Annotated in this window: 14 protein-coding genes; 11 read left to right on the top strand and 3 right to left on the bottom strand. The window is 55.7% G+C overall.

Annotated elements, in window-relative coordinates; genetic code table 11:
* The first annotated feature begins 339 nt into the window (after positions 1 to 339).
* From QMG93_RS22615 to lepB, 6 genes are all read left to right on the top strand, one after another.
* On the top strand, positions 340 to 1,020 hold the full coding sequence (locus QMG93_RS22615; protein ID WP_281940487.1) for a response regulator transcription factor: 681 nt from the start codon (positions 340 to 342) through the stop codon (positions 1,018 to 1,020).
* On the top strand, positions 1,017 to 2,393 hold the full coding sequence (locus QMG93_RS22610; protein WP_281940485.1) for a sensor histidine kinase: 1,377 nt from the start codon (positions 1,017 to 1,019) through the stop codon (positions 2,391 to 2,393). The genes QMG93_RS22615 and QMG93_RS22610 overlap by 4 nt, the downstream gene beginning before the upstream one ends.
* 83 nt (positions 2,394 to 2,476) lie before the next feature.
* Positions 2,477 to 4,684 (top strand): MMPL family transporter, encoded by a 2,208-nt coding sequence (locus QMG93_RS22605; RefSeq protein WP_281940482.1) that lies wholly within the window; start codon positions 2,477 to 2,479, stop codon positions 4,682 to 4,684.
* Between the two features lie 33 nt (positions 4,685 to 4,717).
* Positions 4,718 to 5,179 (top strand): hypothetical protein, encoded by a 462-nt coding sequence (locus QMG93_RS22600; protein WP_281940480.1) that lies wholly within the window; start codon positions 4,718 to 4,720, stop codon positions 5,177 to 5,179.
* A gap of 190 nt (positions 5,180 to 5,369) precedes the next feature.
* Positions 5,370 to 6,011 (top strand): GTP pyrophosphokinase family protein, encoded by a 642-nt coding sequence (locus tag QMG93_RS22595; RefSeq protein WP_281940478.1) that lies wholly within the window; start codon positions 5,370 to 5,372, stop codon positions 6,009 to 6,011.
* A 172-nt stretch (positions 6,012 to 6,183) separates the two neighbouring features.
* On the top strand, positions 6,184 to 6,738 hold the full coding sequence (gene lepB, locus QMG93_RS22590; RefSeq protein ID WP_281940476.1) for a signal peptidase I: 555 nt from the start codon (positions 6,184 to 6,186) through the stop codon (positions 6,736 to 6,738).
* A 91-nt stretch (positions 6,739 to 6,829) separates the two neighbouring features.
* Here the strand turns inward: lepB and QMG93_RS22585 are convergent, their stop codons facing one another.
* The gene (locus tag QMG93_RS22585; protein ID WP_281940473.1) at positions 6,830 to 7,846 is read right to left on the bottom strand and encodes a GNAT family N-acetyltransferase; all 1,017 of its coding nucleotides are present in this window, start codon (positions 7,844 to 7,846) and stop codon (positions 6,830 to 6,832) included.
* Positions 7,847 to 8,090: 244 nt separating this feature from the next.
* On the opposite strand from QMG93_RS22585, the gene QMG93_RS22580 reads away from it, so the two are divergent.
* Positions 8,091 to 9,248, top strand: coding sequence for an SGNH/GDSL hydrolase family protein (locus QMG93_RS22580; RefSeq protein WP_281940471.1), 1,158 nt, complete (start codon positions 8,091 to 8,093; stop codon positions 9,246 to 9,248).
* An 11-nt stretch (positions 9,249 to 9,259) separates the two neighbouring features.
* The gene (locus tag QMG93_RS22575; RefSeq protein ID WP_281940469.1) at positions 9,260 to 10,468 is read left to right on the top strand and encodes an alpha-L-fucosidase; all 1,209 of its coding nucleotides are present in this window, start codon (positions 9,260 to 9,262) and stop codon (positions 10,466 to 10,468) included.
* Positions 10,469 to 10,491: 23 nt separating this feature from the next.
* Here QMG93_RS22575 and QMG93_RS22570 read toward each other — a convergent pair whose 3' ends face one another.
* Positions 10,492 to 12,270 (bottom strand): sensor histidine kinase, encoded by a 1,779-nt coding sequence (locus QMG93_RS22570; protein ID WP_281940467.1) that lies wholly within the window; start codon positions 12,268 to 12,270, stop codon positions 10,492 to 10,494.
* Complete coding sequence (locus QMG93_RS22565) at positions 12,267 to 13,340, bottom strand: response regulator transcription factor (RefSeq protein ID WP_281940465.1); 1,074 nt, start codon at positions 13,338 to 13,340, stop codon at positions 12,267 to 12,269. The genes QMG93_RS22570 and QMG93_RS22565 overlap by 4 nt, the downstream gene beginning before the upstream one ends.
* Positions 13,341 to 13,615: 275 nt before the next feature.
* On the opposite strand from QMG93_RS22565, the gene QMG93_RS22560 reads away from it, so the two are divergent.
* Genes QMG93_RS22560 through QMG93_RS22550 form a run of 3 tightly spaced genes read left to right on the top strand, consistent with a single transcriptional unit; the run spans position 13,616 to position 17,057 of the window.
* On the top strand, positions 13,616 to 15,265 hold the full coding sequence (locus QMG93_RS22560) for an ABC transporter substrate-binding protein (RefSeq protein ID WP_281940462.1): 1,650 nt from the start codon (positions 13,616 to 13,618) through the stop codon (positions 15,263 to 15,265).
* A gap of 23 nt (positions 15,266 to 15,288) precedes the next feature.
* On the top strand, positions 15,289 to 16,218 hold the full coding sequence (locus tag QMG93_RS22555; protein WP_281940460.1) for a carbohydrate ABC transporter permease: 930 nt from the start codon (positions 15,289 to 15,291) through the stop codon (positions 16,216 to 16,218).
* A gap of 8 nt (positions 16,219 to 16,226) precedes the next feature.
* On the top strand, positions 16,227 to 17,057 hold the full coding sequence (locus QMG93_RS22550; protein ID WP_281940457.1) for a carbohydrate ABC transporter permease: 831 nt from the start codon (positions 16,227 to 16,229) through the stop codon (positions 17,055 to 17,057).
* Positions 17,058 to 17,060 lie beyond the last annotated feature (3 nt).

The raw sequence follows: 17,060 nt of genomic DNA, 5'->3' as shown, positions 1-17,060 counted from the left end.
CGGCCCCTCAACTTGGCGGGAGCTTGTCCTTGTCCTTTCGTATGAGGGGAAAGGCCGGTATTTGGCCGTCGGGATTGCGTTATTATTACTGTCTATACCATTGCTTATCCAACAAAGAAAAGCGCGATTGTAAAGTTGACGCCCGGCATTCCTCCAAGTCCAGGTTATTCTTGATCGGAGCTCCCCTTTCCGGGCTCCGATTTTTATTTTCCGGGCGGATAACCTCTCGTTTGAAAACGAAGGGTAAATCGGGCATGATGAGAGTGAAACGATCCGTCAAACGATTCGCAGCGATTGGCGGATTGACGGAACGTATTTCCTAGCGGCAGGTGAATTGACTTGAGAGTACATATACTGGTGGCGGATGACGACGCGCATATTCGCGAGCTGCTCCGCTTTTTTCTAAGCCGGGAAGGCTATGTCGTCTACGAAGCGGACAACGGGCTGGCCGCCGCGGAGCTGATGGAGCGCGAGCAGATCCATCTGGCGGTCGTAGACATTATGATGCCCGGTAAGGACGGCTGGGAGCTGTGCCACGACATTCGTGCCCACTATGACATTCCCGTCATACTTCTTACGGCCAAAGGCGAGGTCGAGGACAAGGAAAAAGGCTTCTTGTCGGGAACCGATGATTACGTCGTGAAGCCGTTCGAGCCGAAGGAGCTACTGTTTCGGATCAAGGCGCTGCTGAGGCGATACCAGATGGTGTCGTCGGCGAAAATCCGGTTAAACGAAACGGTTATTGACCGCAGCAGCTATGAGATCCGGGTTGGCGACCGAACGATGACGCTCCCGCTCAAAGAATTCGAGCTGCTGTGCCAACTGGCCAGCTATCCGGGGCGCATCTTTACCCGGGAGCAGTTGGTGCAGCTTATCTGGGGCCCCGACTTCGAAGGTGACAGCCGGACCATCGACGTTCATGTGAAACGGCTGCGGGAGCGGTTTTCTCCGGTGACAGACGATTTTTTCATCACGACGGTGCGCGGCTTGGGGTATAAGCTAGAGGTGCAAGGCGAATGAAGACGCTGTATGTGCGGATCGTCGCAACGTATATTTTGATCGCCATGGTTAGCGGCGTGTTTGCCCTGCTGGTGGCTAACGTGTACTACCGGACTCAAATCCGGGAATATAACGAACAGAAGATCATGAAAGTCGCCAGAGAAATCCGGACGCTGTTCGAGCGGATGCCGGATACCGATCCGGACGGCTATTTTCGCAGCATCGCCCAGTTGGGCTTTCAAATGTACCTTGCGGACGGCAAAGGGCAGGGCGTCTTCTACGGCGAGCCGTTCCGGCATACGCAGAGCGCGCCGGATCAAATCCGCCGCGTGCTGGACGGCGAAATCTACCGCGGCATCACGGAGGAGCCCCGCCTGCTGACGATTACGGGCTTTTTTGAAAGCAGCCTGCGCAACACGGTCGGCATCCCGCTCGATATCCGGGGAGAACGGCACGCGCTGTTTTTGCGGCCGGCCCTGGAGCAGCAGATCGGGGAGGTCCGCCTGCTCATGGCGGTGCTGCTTGCGGCGACGTTTGCATTCAGCATGCTGCTCATCGTCGTCTGCACGCGGTATATCGTCAAGCCAGTCAAAGCGTTGACGGAGGCGACTACCCGCATTGTCGGAGGAAATTACGAGATCGGGCTCGACGTTGCGCGCGCCGACGAAATCGGCAACCTGGCGCGCCACTTCGCGCATATGGCCGAAGCGCTCCGCCAGCTCGACAGCATGCGGCAGGAGTTTGTCGCCAACGTCTCCCATGAAATCCAGTCCCCGTTAACGTCAATCCAGGGCTTTGCCCAAGCGATCCAGTCGGGGGAATTGCCGCCCGAAATAGCGCAGCGGTATTTGCACATTATCGAGGAGGAGAGCAGACGGCTTTCATCACTCAGCAAGCAGTTGCTGATGCTCGCCGCCTTGGACAAAGAAACGGGCGTTCTCAAGAGAACGAGCTTCCGCTTGGACGAGCAGCTTCGGCAGGCGGTGCTCGTGACGGAGTGGCAGTGGATGGAAAAAGGCATCGGCGTCGAGCTGAATCTTCCGGAGATCGTCGTCCGTGCCGACCGTGAGCTGCTGCATCAGGTATGGCTTAATTTGATAACGAACGCCATCAAATTTTCGGATTCCGGCGACGTGCTGACCATCGGCGTTGTGGTAGAGGAGGAAATCGTCGTTCGGGTTTCCGATACCGGTATGGGTATTCCTGAGTCCGAGCTGCCCCATATTTTCGGCCGCTTCTACAAAGCGGACAAAGCAAGAACCCGTTCCCGCTCCGGCAGCGGTCTGGGGCTCGCCATTACCAAGAGAATCGTCGAACTCCACGAAGGTACGATCGACGTGCACAGCCGCGTCTCCGAAGGAACGGAATTCACCGTCCGTCTGCCCCGCTTATAATCGTAATCTCTCATTCATCTTCCATTCATATTTCTGTCCTAGAATCCGAAGTGAGATCGAAGACAGGAGGTTGAATTGAAAACATGCTTCGCGCTTTGCATACATTTTCCTCGTGGGTAAGCAGCCCCAAAGGGGCCAAAAGCATCGTCGCCGGTTGGCTTCTGCTTGTCGTTGTGCTGGCCGCGGCGGCGCCGTCCGCCAAAAAATTCGCCATCAGCAGCGGAGAAGGAAGCGTCAAAGAAAATACGCCGTCTGCGGCGGCCCAGCAGATTATGGACGAGCAGTTTCCGTCCGCCGACGGCTTAACCGCCCTGCTGGTGCTGCACGGGAAGCAGGCGATGACCGCGGAGGAGCGGTCCAAAATTTTCCAGCTCAGCGAATGGCTCGCCTCCGACAGTAAGCCGCAGCACGTCACCGGAGCGTTGCCGTTCCACCGGCTTCCCGAAGCGGCGCAGGACCGGCTGTTCTCGGAGGACCGCAGAACGCTGCTCCTGAACGTAACGCTGGAGAAGGGGCTGGAGTCGGACCGGATCTACGATACATTGAAGCAAATCCGGGAGCAGGCCGGGAAGATCGGCCTCGGGGAGCTGCAGCTTGAAATGACGGGGCCGGCCGGTATTGCCGCAGATACGATAGCGCTGTTCAAAAATGCCGATTTCGTGCTCATGCTCGCGACGGTCGGGCTAATTCTCGTCATTTTGCTTCTCATTTACCGTTCGCCGCTGCTCGCGGTGCTTCCGCTGGTCATCTCGGGCGTCGTATACGAGGCCGTGGACCGGGTATTGGGGCTGTCCGCCAAGAACGGCTGGCTCGTCGTGGATAAGCAGGCGCTGTCCATTATGATGATTTTGCTGTTCGCGGTCTTAACGGACTACTGCTTGTTCGTGTTCTCCCGTTACCGGGAGCAGCTTGGCAAGGTCGGCTCGAAGCACGACGCCATGCGTCTGGCGATGAATCAGGTGGCGGAGCCCATTCTGTTCAGTGGCGGAACGGTGCTCGTTGCGGTGCTTGTACTGTTCGCGGCCGTCTTTAAGCCCTACCACTATTTTGCGCCGGTATTTGCTGCGGCCATGGTGGTCATTCTGCTAAGCGGACTGACGCTGATTCCGGCCGTCTTCACGCTGGTCGGGCGCAAAGCGTTCTGGCCCTTCGTGCCGAAGCTGGAAGAGCGGGATACCCGGCCTCCAGGACTGTGGGCCAAGGCAGGCTCGCTGGTCGCCAGACGCCCCGGCATGACGGCGGGCATTCTCACCGTGCTGCTGCTGTTCGCTTCGTTAAATATCAGCGGCATGAAGTATTCGTTCAATCTGCTGAAGTCGTTCCCGGATACGGCGTCCTCCCGGGAAGGGTTCGAGCTTCTGGAGCAGTCGTATCCGCCGGGGCAATTGGCGCCGGTTACGGTCATCCTGCAGTCCGATCGTCCGCTGACGGAGGAGGAGCCGCAGTTCCGGGAGAAGCTAGCCTCGCTGACCGGCTTGCTCGCCAAGCAGACGGGCGTCGAATCGGTGGAGCCCAAACCGGACACCGTGCGTGGTGAATGGCCCGCGACCATGTTGTCGCAGGATAAGCAGTCCGTCCGGCTTCAACTGCTTGTGAAGGGCAACCCGTACGATCCCGCGGCGCTGGACGCGCTGAACGCATGGCGGGGGAATAGCGAGACGATGCTGAAGGACAGCGGCTTCGATCCGCTGCGCGATTCGCTGCATTTTGCCGGCCAAACCGCGCAGCAGCTCGATGTCAGAGCGATGAACGAGCGGGATACGCTTGTCCTGTTTTCGCTGATCGGTTTGCTGATTACCGCTATGCTCGGGCTTCAGACCCGCTCCTTGCTGATGCCGGTCTACATGATGCTCACGATTCTGCTGTCTTACGCGGCCACGATGGGGCTCGGCTGGGGAATTGCACATAGCCTGCTTGGCTATGACGCGATCAGCTACCGCCTGCCGGTCTATACGTTCGTCTTCCTGGTCGCGCTGGGCGTCGATTATAACATTATGCTCGTCTCCCGGGTGAAGGAAGAGGCGCGCAAGACGGGGTGGAGCGAAGCGGTCAGCCGTGGCGTGTCGTTAACGGGCGGGGTGATCTCCTCCGCAGGCCTCATCCTCGCGGCGACCTTCGGAGTTCTGATGACCCAGCCGCTGCAGGAGCTGTTTCTGTTCGGTCTGACGATGACGATCGGGATCCTGATCGATACGTTCCTCGTCCGAGGGCTGCTGCTGCCCTCGATTCTGGTGCTGACCAGGAAGCGCAAGCCGTCGAGTGCGAAGAACTCGCAGGTTCACTCGTCCTAGAAGACAATAAATCATTTGAAGGAGGTATTCCTTATGTTCGGCTTTCTGTTGTTTTTGCACCTGACCGGCTTGTCCCTATGGCTCGGCTCGGGCCTGACGGCGGTCGTCATGCTGCCGCTGCTTAACCAAACACCCGGCTCCGTGGAGCTGCGCGCCTTGGCCCGCAAAACGCTTCGCGTGATCAGCACAATCGCCCATCCCAGCGCGATTGTCGTTCTGATCTCGGGCGTCGTCATGATCGTCCAAATGAATATTCCTGCGGAGAGCAAGCCGCTGTGGCTGCAGGTCATGGAAAAAGGCGGCGGGATGGTCATCCTGCTCGCGGTCATTCTGACTGGTATCCTTGGCAGCAGGTTGAAAAAGCGGCTGAACGCCGAAAACGGGCAAGGGACAGGGGCGGCCGCCCCGGCCCGCATCGGCGGCTATGTAGCCGCGACGGCCGGCTTCATGACGCTAACGCTGGCTGTTATGCTGATCGTCAGCTTGAAACTATAATAGACACCCTCCGGGAGACGGGCTCCGCGCCGCCTGCCGGGGGTTTTTGCCGTTTACAAGGCCGCCGGACAGGGCGGGATTTTGTCCACAATATTTTCACAAAATTGCTTCGGGCGCCATAATTTTTTATGATAAAAGAGGACTCCATTGGGTGGTCTAATCCAATACTTAATTGACGAGGGACCAGACTATGATCGATAAATTGAAAGCGGCCGGCGAATGGAAAGAGATGTTCCTGCCTTACAAGTTTGCTATGGAGCAGCTGAGCACGACGATCCGGCATATTAACGAAGAGGCCATGCATGTCTATAACTACAACCCGATCGAGCATATCAAGACCCGGATCAAATCGCCCGAGAGCATCATTAACAAGCTGCAGCGCAAGGGGCTGCCGATCAGCCTTGTCACGGCGCGGGACCACTTGAACGATATTATCGGCGTGCGAATTATTTGCTCGTTTCTGAGTGACATTTACGATCTGTACGAAATTTTGAACAACCGGCACGATATGAAAATCATCGAATGTAAGGACTACATCCGCAATCCGAAGCCGAACGGGTATCAGAGCCTGCATCTGATCGTCGAAGTTCCGGTGCTGCTCTCCAAGGGCACACAGTTGGTCAAAGCCGAAATCCAGCTGCGTACGCTGGGGATGGATTTTTGGGCCAGCCTGGAGCATAAAATTTTTTACAAATACAACAAGGACATTCCGGACCGCCTGAAGCAGGAGCTGCTGTCCGCCGCGCACCTAACCGTCGAGCTGGATGCGAAAATGAAAGCGATCAGCGACGAAATCGGGCACCTGGATTCGCCGTATGCGAGGATTCAGTAAATCGGCACGCAAACCGGGACCGCCCGGATGGAGAAAGACAGGACGCAAGGGTCTTGTCTTTCTTTCTTAACGTCAAGGAGAAAGCGATTACTCGCTGCGCCAAAAGTTGCATTTTCTAAACATTTCCAGCATAATGGAAAATAATGATACTATAGGAGGTAACGGCCGCCTGATGAAAGCACTAAAAGAATTCGGAAGCTGGATTGGCGCATTCTCCATGGCTTTTGTATTGTCCTTGGTCATCGGCATTTTTGTTTTCCAGCCGTTCAAGGTCGAAGGGCATTCCATGGAACCTACTTTGCAGAACGACCAGCGGATCTACGTTTCGAAATTATCCCATACCTTTTCTTACTTGCCGGAGTACGGCGATATCGTCGTGATCGACAGTCGGGTTAACCGGGAACGGACGTTGACGGATAGCATCCTGGAGAATCCCATGGTGCAATACTTCAGAGGAAACATGGACGAGCACGTTTTTTATGTCAAGAGAGTCATCGGCAAACCGGGCGACGTTCTGGAGTTCAAGGAAAATCAAGTTTACCGGAACGGGGAAGCGCTGCAGGAGCCTTATATGAAAGAGGCAATGATTTTTAGCTCGAACCGGAAGTGGACGGTTCCCGACAAGCACGTTTTTGTGATGGGTGATAATCGGAACAACAGCAGCGACAGCCGGAACATCGGCTATATTCCTCTCGATCACGTGATGGGAATTATGAAGTTTCCGTAAGCCAGGGGAGAAATCCTTTTTGAATATCGATCTATATCGAAAATCGGCCTTGCTAATGCCTTATGCCGCAGGGCCGATTTTTTTGTCCAATCTAATTCCGGGCCGCGAGTCGTGCCACATCCTGCAGCTTGGCGGTTAACCGGTAAGTCCCCCGCAGCGGCTCGTAGCCCAAACTGCGATTGATCCGGAGGATGGGCGCGTTCATGGAATCGTTGTCCGTGCGGATATAGGCGGCATTTCGTTCCTTGGCCAAGAGCATGGCTTTGATCTTTAAGCCCAGCGCAATTTTGCGCCTGCGGTAAGCCCGCTTCACTCCCGTATACTCATGATACATTCCGTTGGTTTGCCGATTGTGAAGCACGTTGGTTACTCCGGCATAGTTGTCGCCGTCCGCTGCAATGATCACTCGCTCCGGTGCGTAGCCCTCGGCCATAAGATACCATTTCCGCCATTCCTGAATGTCGGGAACCTCTCCCGTGTACCCCGGAATGTCTGTCAGCGTCTCCTTGTACAGCTCGTACAGCTTCCGCTCGCTCTCCTCGCCGGGCTCGTCCGCCAGCGTCAGGAACCGCAGACCTCCGCTCTCCAGCAGCTTGAGCGTTTCGGCCTCGCGCAGGCGGTCGGGGTCTACCCGATCCAGATCCAGCACCGATTGAAAAGCGTGCCGTTCGACCGCAAAGCCCCGACGCTCGGCAAATTGCAGCGCATCCGGGTGATCGTCCCAGACCTCCGTGACGAGGGTCGTCGCCCCGAGCGCGGTCCCCCAATCGATGACATGCTCGAGCAGCAGCTGCCCGGCTCCTTGCCGGCGGTATTCTCCGGCCACGATAAGCGTGTTATTGAGATGCCCCGGCTCCGTCCATGGCGCCCGCCAAGACCAGACGTATCCGACAATGACATCCTGCTCCGTCACGGCAACGCGCCGGGTACGGTCATAGCCGGCAAGCAGACCGTTCTCATCAAGATACGTGTGGCCGACCGTATACAGCTTGGCATCGTCCTCCTCCAGCCTTTGGGCCGTGCAAGGCTCCGACCTGTAAGTATTCAAAAGTGATGCTAACGCTTCGTAATCCTCCGGCAGCCGCAAGGGCCGCAGTTCAATGGACATTCCGTCACCTCTTTTTTATGTTAGACCTATCGTCTACACAACTTATTATGCAATGAAGCGATAGCGGTAAGGAATGGAAAATTTGGTTATATTGATTTGGACTTTACCCCTCAACCATAGAATCCTCCACCAAATCGAAGTTTTGTTACCTTGCTGCGGGTGCGCTCCTTTCGGTACAGTGGAATGGCGGGTGAAAATCGACAGGCACAACATTACCGGAGGACATCACATAGGGGGGGTTAGGTTGTCGTCAAGTATAGAACGGAACACCCATTATTTGCTTCGCGATGGAATTGGGAGAACGGCCCGTAAGCTGAAAAGCGGCGGCACTGTAACCGTTGCCTTTCTGGGCGGATCGGTGACGGCGGGAAGCGGGGCGTCCGATCCCGAACAAACGAGCTACCGGGTGCGGATCAGCCAATATTTGAGGGATGTTTACAAGCAAGCGGCTTTTCGCTTCATTCATGCCGCGATCGGAGGAACGGACTCGGTCTACGGCGCTTATCGGCTGCAGGATCACGTATTCCGCATTTACGCGCCGGATCTCTTGTTTGTTGAGTTCGCGGTGAACGACGGCGGAAGGCGGCTGTCCTCGCTGCGGGCGATGGAAGGAATCGTACGGCAAGCCCGGACCTTGAATCCGCACATGGATATTTGTTTTATTTATACGGCGAACCGGTCCGGCTGCGAGCACTTCTCCAGGACGGGCAAGCCGCAAATAAACATAGCCAATCATGAGGAAGTGGCCGAGCATTACCGGCTCCCTTCCGTCGATATCGCAAGCGAGATTTATCGCAGGATTGCCTCCGGCTCTCTTTCTTGGGAAATGCTTAGCAGAGATGACGTCCATCCGAACGATCACGGGCACGCGCTCTATGCGGAGCTCCTCGAATCGTTTCTGGAGACGGCGCTTCCTGCCGATGCGCGTTCGGTGAATACCGCTGCCATCCTCCCGGCCCGCATGGACGGTTTCAGCTACGATCAAGCCAGTCTTGTATCTCCGCTCGCGGCGGAGAAGGTCAAAGGCTTTCATTATGTTGCCCGCTGGTCTCCGGCCAGAACATGCAATTGGAAGCCGCCGGTCGACATTTTGCGGGCCGATGAGCCGGGAGCGGTGCTCCGAATCCGCTTTACCGGAACCGCTATCGGGATGGCGCTGCTGGCCGGAATGGACACCGGGGAGGTCGAAGTGAAGATCGACGGCAAGACGTCGAAGCACGTGCCGCTGTTCGATGTGCACTGTCCGAGATTTTACCGTCCCAAGGCGGTCCTGTTTGCGGACGATCTGCACCCCGGAGACCATGTGGCGGAGCTGGAGCTTTCCGTCCGCAAGCATGAAGATAGCGTCGGCCGCGCGCTTCATATCGTGTATTTTCTCGTCAACGGACAGATCAGAGCCTGAGGGGGATTGCCATGAGCGAAAGGCTGCGGTGGTTTAACGAAGCGCGGTACGGGATGTTCATCCATTGGGGAGCGTATTCGGTCGCGGCCCGCGGCGAATGGGTGCTGAATCGGGAACGAATCCCGTACGACGAATACATTCGCGACTATGTGGAGCAATTCCGTGCGGAGCGCTACGATCCCGAGGCATGGGCCAGGCTGGCGAGCAAGGCCGGAATGAAATATATGGTCCTGACGACCCGGCATCACGACGGATTCGCGCTGTGGGATACGCAGACAACCGGGTTTAACGCGGCGGCCATGGGGCCGAAGCGGGACTTGGTCCGGCCGTTCGCCGATGCGGCACGCAAGGAAGGGCTCAAGGTCGGGTTCTACTATTCCGTCGCGGATTGGAGCCACCCTGATTACCCAGGCGCGTATTTCCGGGACTGGCCGTCCGATTGGACGGACGAAGAGAGCCGCCAGCGGTTTGTCCGGTTTTACCGGGCACAGCTGGAGGAGCTGATGACAGGCTACGGGAAGATCGATCTGCTCTGGTATGACGGATGTACGCCCGGTCCGCTGGAGGGAGAGTCGGTCAACGAACGGGTGAAGCAGCTTCAGCCGCATATTCTGATCAACCACCGGAACGGCGGCCAAGGCGACTTTCACTGCAGCGAGCAAGCGATTAAGCCAGCCCCGGCCGGGACCGCTTGGGAAGCCTGTATGACATTAAACGACAATTGGGGGTATCACGCCGGCGACCAGCGGTACAAAACCGCCGCGGAGGTCATCTCCATGCTGACGGAAACGGCGGCCAAGGCGGGGAACTTGCTGCTGAACGTCGGACCGAAAGCGGATGGGACGATCCCGGAGCCGTCCGTTCGGATTTTGACCGAGGCCGGGGAGTGGCTGGAGAAGAACGGCGAATTTCTGTCCGCTTCGTCGCGTTCTCCGTTCTCGTGGAACAATTCCGCCAGGCTGACCACGAAGGGGAACAATGTATATGTCCATTTGTTCCACAACCCCGGGGAGCCGTTCTGTCTGGCCGAGATCGGCAACAAGGTAACAGCCGCGTACCATTTGGAAACGAAGACGCCGATCCCCTATGAGCAGCAGGGCGAGCGCTTGTTCCTGCACCGCTTGCCGCCCGTCGGTCCGATCGCGGCGACCGTTGTGCTGGAGGTGGCGGGGGAGCCGCGGCCGGTTACGCCGCAGACGTCGTTCTGGATACCGGGATAAGCTCATCGCGGGGGGCCGTCTGTTCATGCCGGAATCCGGATGATCGCGGTGACACCGCGAGTCTCGCCGGGCTCGTAATGCAGGCCGTAGGCGTCCCCGAATTTGAGCTGAATGCGCCGGTTCACGTTCCGGATGCCGTAGCCTTGAGACACTTGCAGCGCGTTGTGCTTTCCTTCCAGAAACGCGTTCAAATCCTCGATGCTGCAGCCTGCTCCGTTATCGGCGATCGTCAGGACCGCGGTTTGATCTTCGATATACCCGCGGATGTCGATGCGGCCTTTATCGCATGATTTCTCGATGCCGTGAACGATCGCATTTTCGACGAGCGGCTGGAAAATCAGCTTCGGACACATGGTATTCAGCAGTTCGGGAGGAAGATCGTAATGCACCTCGAACCGGCCCGGGTAACAAATTGACTGGATGTTCACATAATGCCGAATCTGCTGCAATTCGTCTTCCAGCGTCACCATGTCATTGGCATCCTTCATGATGTAGCGGTACATGCTGGATAACGAGGAGTTAATCTCCGCAATCTCATCGACCCCGGATTCCAAAGCAAGCCAGTTGACCGAATCGAGCGTATTGTACAGGAAATGCGGATTGATCTGCGCCTGCAGCGCGCGCAGCTCGGCTTCCTTGAGCCGGACGCCGCTTTCGTATACATCCTCCAGCAGTTGGCGGATTCGCGTCATCATGTTGTTGAAGCTCTGATAAAGAATGTCGACCTCGTCGTTTCCTTTTGGCGGTTCCATATAAACGTTCAACCGGTCCGTCAGCATAATCGTCTTCATCGTGCGGGCAAGATTGCGGATCGGCGCGGTAATTTGGCTGGAAACCAGGTAGGAAAGGAAGATCCCGGCACAGAGAGCGGAAAGAGCGGACAACCCGACGATATAGCGGACGATCGTGGAGCCGACCGAAATATCGTCCACCGGAATGAAAGCAAGCAGCTGCCAGCCGAAGGCGAGCGGGGAGCGGTTGATCACATAATCGGTACCTTCGTGGGTGATCGTGGCGGATGATTGAACTTGCTCTGTGGTAGCCGGAAAAGCCGGATGATGCGGATTCAGCGAATAGATCGGGGTCCCTTGCGAATCGACAATCATCAGCTCGGTCGAAGGCGACAGCTTGGAGGCTTCGAGCGGCTTGCCAAGCTCCGACGTTCGGAATCCGATGACGACGACGCCTACGTTCTCAATCACTTCCTTGCCCAAGCGGATATTTCGGAGCGACAGCGCCTCCGGGTTCTTGATCAGCCGCGCGATATACACTTGTTCCGGCTTGGCGGGGTCCGTGAACCAGATCAGCCTTCCGTCCGCTTCGACCGCTTGCCGGTACCAGGAGGTCCTCATCGTGTCGTTGCCGTTGTAGAAGCCGTAAAAAAAATCTTTCCCCGAATACAACGCCTCGGCAAAAGGCATATCCGGCGAAACGAAAAACGTGATGGTGTAGGCGCTAAGCGAGCTGTTTAACGGAATGAACATATATTTGGCCAGCTCGTTGTTGAGCTGGCCGATGTCGTCGTAGGTTTGCATGTAATCGGCCGGCGGGCTATTGAGAATATTCATGACCGTATGGTCGGTATACAGAAGCAGCGTCGCTTTGTCGAGCCCGTTGATGAGATTGTCGAGGTTGACTTTATTTTGCGCCATGATCTGGTTCAAGTCGCTTAGCACCTGCCGGCGCATGATCTCGTTAAACTTCCAGTAGGTGATCGTGCTCGACAGCCCGATCAGAATCATGATGCAGAGAAGAAAAATAAGTGCCATCTTTCGATGGAAGCTGGGGCGGATGACCATCATACGGAAGCACTTCCCGGATGAAGCGCGAGATTCCGGTACTGCGAAGGCGTCAATCCCTCGTTTTTCTTGAACACTTTGGTGAAATAATGGGGGTCCACATACCCAACGTGTTTGGCTACCTCCTGGATCGAAGCGGCAGGGTCCTTCAGCAGATGGCGCGAATGCTCCATCCGCAGCCGGGTGAGGTATGTGCTGATATTTTCTCCCGTCCACTGCCGGAAAATGACGCTGATATAGTTTGGAGACAGCTTCAGCTCGCTCGCAATGGAATAGATGGTTAAGGCCGGGTCCTGATATTTTTGCCGGATGATGTTTTTAAGGCATTCGACGACGACCTCGCTGCGTTTGTTTTTGCGCTCGTGCACCCACTCCGTCACCCCATGAAACCACTGTCTTACGCACTCGCGCATATCTTCCTTCGAGTTGGCGGTAACAAGCTGCCGCCATGCCTGCTCCTGCGACAGGCCCGCATGCCCCCAAGGCAGTCCGGCTTCGCGCGAGGCTTCGAGCCAGATGGCGAGCAGCTTCGAGCAAATATCCTTAATGACGTCGTAAGTAACCATCGGATACTCGGTGAACATGCTCTCAAATTGCTCTTGGATCATGGACATATCCCCTCGTTTGATACCGGCGGCCCACTGTTCCTTCAAATTTGCATCGTACAGCAGACGGTAATACAGCTCGCGGATTTGGCAGCTTTGCGCCACTTGGGCGATTTTATGGATCAACTGCTCGATTTTGGGTTTATCGATCGGCTTAAGCACGTAATCGGTGACCCCGTAACGAATGGCCGTCTGCGCATAAGAGAAGTCGTGGAACGCGCTTAAAATAATGATGGCCGTATCGGGCAATTGTTCGTGTAAACGCTTGCAAAGTTCCAGTCCGTTCATCACGGGCATACGGATATCCGTAATGATAAGGCCGGGCCGATGTTCAAGAGCCGATTCGAGCGCTTCTTGTCCGTTGCTGCATTCCCCTATAAGTTCGGCGCCGAGCTGTGTCCACGGAATCATTCGTCTCAGGCCGCTGCATACGACAGGCTTATCGTCCACAATCAATACTTTCAGCATAGCGACTACCTCCGTCCAATAAGATCCTTTTCCAAGGAGAGTATACTATTTGATCCCTCTTATGGAAAGTGGTGAAACTCGAAAATCTTAGATTTATCCATTTTAGGAAGAAATATTCCCCGTGCCGATCGTAGTATTATACACTAAACAGAATAATCTTCCTCTTTTGGAGAGGGATGGTATTAAGATATGCTAAATCTAAGGTAAGTAAACTGTTTCGGGCAGAGAAAGCGATTACATTTTTTCATCAGTATGTTTAGGGGGTATTCAATCGAATGAAAAAGCATTCTTCTCAGACAAAATTTTTACGGCAGGCGGCGGTTATTGTTACTTTGGCGGTTGCCGCAGCCGGCTGCAGCGACGCGCAGCCCGCGCCGACTCCGGGCGAAAAGCCGAACGCTGGGGACACGGGCGCCGTACCGGGCAACAAAAAATTCGAGCTCAAGCTGATGGATTGGCAAGGGCAAAATCCGCCTTATCAGGCCGCTTACGATAATGTGATCAATGATTACATGAAGCTACACCCGAACGTGAAGATCGAGCATATTTACCAGCCCTTGGCCAATAACGGATACGACAAGCTGCTCGACACGCAGTTTGTATCCCATAACGCCCCCGACGCCATACAGCTGTCGGGCGATATGATTAACAAGTATACGAACCAAGGATACATTATCCATATGGAAGGGTACCTGAACCAGCCGACCCCTTACTCGGGAGGAAAAAAATGGATCGATACGTTCGTCGGCGGCGAGGCTTCGTTTTTGCAGGCGAAAATCAGCAACCGCTTCGGTGTTATTTCGTTCGTGCCGGTGGACGGCGGACCGGGGCTCGCGGACAACCGCCCGTTTTTTTACAACAAGGATTTGCTGAAAAAAGCCGGAGTCGCCGAGGTGCCGCGGACGTGGAAGCAGTTTATCGAGGCATGCCAAAAGCTGAAGGAAGCGGGGATTACGCCGATCGCCGCCGATAAGGAGCGCTGGGTGAACTGGATCAATCAGTGGACCGGCAACCAGTTCGGCGAAAATTATGCGAGCCAGTACTTCGACCCCAAGTACGACAATATCAAGGAGCTGTATGCGACCAAACGGTCCATCGCGGCGCTCACGGGCAAGATTGACCGCAAAGATCCGATCTTGAACACGCAAATCGATCTCGTGAAGGAATTTTCCCAGTATTGGCAGGACGGCTGGGCGGGAGCCGGGGAGCAGGCGGCCCAGCAGCTGTTCATGTACCAGAAGGCGGCCTTCCTGCTGGACGGCAACTGGAACTATGGCTACTACAAGGAGAACATCAAGGATTTCGCCTGGGATGTGATGCCGTTCCCGGTCATTACGAAGGAGACGTCCCCGCTTGCCGAAGAAGCGTTCCCGAAAGGAAACAGCACGCTGGCTACGTACGGCTGGGGTCTGAACAAGGATTTGGAGAAAGATCCCGACAAGCTGAAGGTTGTGATCGATTTCTTCCATTTTGCGACCAGCAAGGAAGTGCAAAACAAATTCGTCGATACGGCGATTACGAATTCGCCCGTAGATGGAGTGCACGTTCCCGAGGTGATGAAGCCGTTTATGGAGACGGAGAAAAACAAGCTGAAAAATCCGAACGGCAATACGTTCTACCTGGAAGCCGAGCCTACGGTCCGCGTGGCGGCTTCGCAGCAATTTTACACCGGCAAGATCGATAAGGAACAGTACTTGACGCTGCTGGAGGAAAGTACGAGAAAGTCGACGACGAAAAAGGCGAAGGACCAGTTGGACGAGAAGATCGGGTTGCCGAATGCGATGGCTGCCGTCGAGAAGCAGATTGCCGAGCTGGAATCAGCCAAGGCGGCGCAAATTTTGATCGATACGAAGAAAAAGTCGCTGGAGACGATGAAGCTTCAGTTGGAGCTTTATAAGCAATATGCGGAGCCCGCATTAAAATAAGGCTTTGGAAATGAGGGAGAGACATGAACGATCCTCTTCGCGTCACCGGGGCTAGCCTTCGGCAGAGCAAAGTGCGCAGCTCGGCTCTCGGCAAATCGTGGCGCATCGCGTATCTCTTCGTATTGCCCGCTTTCCTCATGACTCTGTTGTTCGATTACTATCCGATTCTGGACGGGATGTACCATGCGTTCTACCGCTGGGACGGGGCGACGCTGGAGAAGTTCGTCGGCTTCGATAACTTTGTGGAAATCGTCGCGGATTCCGTCTTTTGGATTTCGGTTCGCAATATGGCGATCCTGTTAGTGTTCCATATCGTGCTGATGATCCCGACGCTGGCGGCCTGCATCGTGCTGTTCCGCCTCCGCAGCGTCGCTTCGCAGTACGTCTACCGGATTCTGTTTTGCTTGCCGATGGTCGTTCCCGGGCTGGTGACGCTGCTGCTGTGGCAGTTTATGTACAATCCGCAGTTCGGTTTCTTCAACCAATTGCTCGCCATTCTCGGACTGGAGCAATATAAACAGCTGTGGCTCGGGGACCCGAACCTCGCGTTATGGTGTTTAATCTTCATGGGCTTCCCCTGGATCGGCACCATAGCCGCCCTCATCTATCTCGGAGGCTTGCAGAGCGTGGATGGCTCGATCTGGGATGCGGCCAAGATGGACGGCGTCGGTCCGGTCGCCCAAGCGTTGAAGATCGAGCTGCCGCTGCTCAAGGGCCAGTTCAAATTGAACCTGATCGGCGCTATTTCCGGTACGATCACCGGCTACGGCACGCAGCTTGTCTTAACCGGAGGAGGCCCCGGCTATTCCACGCTCGTTCCGGGGCTGTACATGTACCAAAGGGCGTTCGGGGGCAATACGGAGTTCGGTTATGCGTCGGCGGTCGGGCTGCTGCTGTTTATCATCGCGCTGCTCATTTCGATAGCGACGATGAAGTTCATTAAAAGTGAGTGAGGCCACTTATGACATTCAAATCGAAATTCAGCGCCGCAGAGGCCGGCAAGCATCTGTTTCTCATTGTCACGTGTTTGTTCGTCTTCTATCCGTTTTTTATCATGCTGCAAATGTCGATCAAGGATGTCGGCCAAATCATCTACGGCTTTTTCGAGATCAAGCCGCCATTTCATTTTGAAAATTACGCCGTTGCTTGGAAACGCGTCAGCCCGATGGTGTGGAACAGTCTTATCATCTCGGGAGGCACGGCGCTGCTGGCCGTTGTCACGGCGGCCATGGCCGGGTATGCGTTCGGAAGGCTGACGTTCCGTGGGAAGGAGCCGATGTTCTGGGTCATCTTCGCCAAGCTGTTCCTCCCGGGCGTTCTGAACCTGGTTCCTTCCTTCGTACTTGCTTGGAAGCTGGGGCTGCTGGACACCTGTTGGGCGGTGATCTTGTTCGGCGCCTCCGGCGCGCTGCCGTTCTGGGTGTTCGTCGTACGCACCTTCGTCCAGCAGCAGCCGCAGGAGTTGTTCGACTGCGCCAAAATTGACGGGGCCGGCGAGGGGCAAACCTTCATGCTGATCGCCGTCCCCCTACTCCGGCCGATGATCGCTCTGCTCATGATCAACGTGTTCATTGCCGAATGGAACAATTACATTTGGCCGCTCGTGACGTTGACGACGCCGGCCAAACGGCCCTTGACCGTCGGGCTGGCGTTCCTTACCTCCAGCTATCCCGGGGATTACGGCCAATTGATGGCCGGGTATGCAATTGCGAGCATTCCACTGCTGCTGCTGTTCATCTTCGGCATGAAGCAGTTTGTTCAAGGCTTGACCTCCGGCGCCATTAAAATCTAAGGA

The organism is Paenibacillus tyrphae (genome assembly GCF_027925525.1).
In the GTDB taxonomy this organism is placed as follows: domain Bacteria; phylum Bacillota; class Bacilli; order Paenibacillales; family NBRC-103111; genus Paenibacillus_G; species Paenibacillus_G tyrfis_B.
This window is presented reverse-complemented; position numbering and strand designations above follow the sequence as displayed.